This is a genomic window from Pseudomonas sp. PA-4-8C, assembly GCF_021606625.1.
GTDB lineage: Bacteria > Pseudomonadota > Gammaproteobacteria > Pseudomonadales > Pseudomonadaceae > Aquipseudomonas > Aquipseudomonas lactis.
Map to the genome: position 1 here is coordinate 1 of NZ_WKCD01000429.1, position 2,927 is coordinate 2,927.

Sequence of the window (2,927 nt, forward strand, 5' to 3'; positions counted from 1 at the left end):
CTCAGGCTGTCACCTTGCCGGCGCATGAGCATCAGTGTCACTCGCTCTTCGGTATTCAAGTGGCTGTAGGTCTTTTTCATCGCAACACCTTACCTCAGGTGTTGCACTTGCTCCTTGAGACCGCCCTGCTTAGTCACACAACGTATAAACCCTTATGGTACAGCCGGCATGGGTTGGCTCTTGGATGACGCTGAATCCGGACGTCGACTATTTTTAACAGCATCGGCCTAAAGCACTCATTGCTGGGAGTCTACGAAGCAGGGGAGATTCAGAATTGGGTTGATGGTGGCTGGTATGTATAGGGTTTTATAGCCGAAGCAAGTTTGTTCAATGGTTTTTAGGGGGGACGCCCTTGCCATAAGTGATGGCCATACGCTACTCTGGGTATCTTGAATATTGCGACTCCCCCATAGCTGATCCTTCAAGGCATTATTTCTAAAAATCATATATTCGAGGCTTGTCGTTAGAGGCCGAGATGGTGCGTGATCATTTATTACCACCTTGGTGATGCTTGATTTGATCATTGTATCTTTCAAAAGGATTTGTGTAATGAATGTATTTAAGTATTTCAGACCTAACATCTATTTTGAAAAAGCAGTACGTTACAATGAGCTGTATTTTTCTGAAACTCATGAACTTAACGATCCTCACGATCTTAATGCCACTTATTTTTTTGAAGATGACCCTGAGAGCTGGACTAAACTTTTATGTTTGTCAGAGAAAGGCTCGGCCTGGAGTATTGATCTTCATGTAAATCCTGAGTGCAAACACCTCGCCAAGCGTTTAAATGACCTTTTTAGGAATATTGAATTCGAGTCCTCAGACTCAATCAAGACCGTGGTGGAGAACAAGGCAAAGGAGCTTGAGGAAATATTTGTAGCAGCATTATGGGAAGGGAGCCCAACAGCATCAACCTTCTCATTCACTAGTAAAAGTCCACCAAAGGCTCGTGCAGAAATGTGCAGGTTTGAACTCACGGCACTATTGGGGCGCGGCCATAATCAACTGTTTTATAGTTTATCTTTTTCGAAGCGCGCTCTCGAGCCAATGATGTGGGCTCACTATGCTGATGGTTTTAAGGGTTGTGTTCTGATTTACGGAGCTACGGATAATAAACTCTCGGTAAAGCATCATCCTCTGGCACGAGAGGCGTATCCCTATCCATTGCTACCCGTCACCTACATAAATGGTGACAAGAGAATTTCCATATTAGAGTGCGCAGTCAGCGGCAGCACGAAAAAAGTTGCGGCGTTGCTTCAAAAAAATTCAGGCTGGGATTATGAAAAAGAAGTTCGCCTGCTGACAATGGAAGAAATTGACAATAAGTTTCAAGCGATTCTGCCTAAAGTGCCAGTAAATAATCGTCAAAAAATTCTCTATCACAGTGCAAATGACTTGGTGGGTGTGATATTCGGGCCTCGCTGCGATGAAAAATATAAAAAGAAAATCGAGACAATTATAAGGGATAACCGATTTTATCAGGGGCAGAAATCATTTTTTTCTCTTGGCACTACATTGACCAATGATGGCGTGGTTAAGGTTACTGAAGCCGCGAGGTGCATATGCATAAGTCAATCTGATGGACGAAGCCCTATTTCAGAAGACGCTTTAGAAAATCTACTATTAAGCCTTGGAATTAGCTGATTCATGATTGATATTTTTCTTTAGTGGGCTGGACTTAAAAAGGCAGATCTATTTAACCCAATGTTGCTGATTTAGTTGTTATGAGCAGAGTTGGTGTGGGGTTTTGGAGCACCTAGAGAATGACGCATAAGCTGCTGATGACATGGCGTGTCTTCTGAAAAGTTATTATTAATATATATTTGGTGATGTCTACATGTCTGCAAGTCTACTTTTTGGTAACGGTTTCAATAGGGTATTCAATGTGGCTAATAATTCTGTTAGCTGGGATGACTTGCTCGCAGAGATTAAAGGATTTAACCATTTTGAAAGTAAAGACCTTCCCAACACCTTGACGTACGAGCGCATTGTTATTGAGGGGGGAGAAAAAAATATATCTTTATCGGAAGAGCATACAAAAAATCTAATAGCTGATAAGTTTTCTTTGCAAGGCACGAATGCTCTATATGCAAAGATAATTGACTTAGGGTTAAATAATTACCTCACTACTAATTATGATCTAGCCTTTGAGTTGGCTATCCAGTCTCCTTCTGTTTTTGAGAATAACTCTGAAGAGCTGTACAGCATACGGAGGAAGAAGGAGTATAACATTGATGAGCGCACAGCAAGTATTTGGCATGTTCATGGTGATATCAATAATCCTAAATCTATCATGTTGGGCTTGGATCATTACTGCGGGTCAATTGGAAAAATCGACGCGTACATCAAAGGGACCTATACATATTCTATAGCTGGTGAAAATAAAAGAGTTGATGGGATTTCGCAAAAAATAAAGAATAATTCGTTTGATGGTGTGTCTTGGGTGGAGTTATTTTTTAAAGAAGATATCCATATCGTAGGGCTGTCACTTGATTATAGTGAGACGGATCTTTGGTGGATATTGGCGCGGCGAGCCAGAATGCAAAAAAACGGAATTTCCATACGAAACAAAATTTTCTTTCATTGCGGTTCCTCAGACTGTCCGCAGAAGATAGGCACGCTCAAGTCTTTAAATGTCGTGGTAATTCAGTATGATGCTGCATGCGGATATGAAAGCATGTATCGGCAGATTATCGCCAATATAGATAGTATTGAGTGCCAAAGTCGGTCGAGGCATAGCGCGACGATCATCAGTGAACCACAAGTTTCAGATTTTTCGAGTGCGGACCACATTTTGTCTGCAAAAAAAGCAGTAGAGTCTCCTGAAGAATTTATGGGATAGGGGTGACAAGTGTCACTCTGGGTAATTCGAATGCGATTGTGCTGTACAGCTTTGTTGGTTTTTCTGCGAACTATCGACATAGTTG

General features: G+C 41.7%; 2 protein-coding genes. Both read left to right on the forward strand.

From position 1 onward, the window contains the following. Positions 1 to 549: 549 nt before the first annotated feature. Positions 550 to 1,644 carry a DUF2971 domain-containing protein gene (locus GIW04_RS29440; RefSeq protein WP_183043802.1) on the forward strand — a complete coding sequence of 365 codons (1,095 nt, stop codon included), beginning with the start codon at positions 550 to 552 and terminating at the stop codon, positions 1,642 to 1,644. A 193-nt stretch (positions 1,645 to 1,837) separates the two neighbouring features. Then, positions 1,838 to 2,842 carry an SIR2 family protein gene (locus tag GIW04_RS29445; RefSeq protein ID WP_120248938.1) on the forward strand — a complete coding sequence of 335 codons (1,005 nt, stop codon included), beginning with the start codon at positions 1,838 to 1,840 and terminating at the stop codon, positions 2,840 to 2,842. Positions 2,843 to 2,927 lie beyond the last annotated feature (85 nt).

Bases quoted from the DNA above. Each gene is read 5' to 3' on its own strand.
- GIW04_RS29440 (WP_183043802.1), top strand. From the start codon at position 550: ATGAATGTATTTAAGTATTTCAGACCTAACATCTATTTTGAAAAAGCA.
- GIW04_RS29445 (WP_120248938.1), top strand. From the start codon at position 1,838: ATGTCTGCAAGTCTACTTTTTGGTAACGGTTTCAATAGGGTATTCAAT.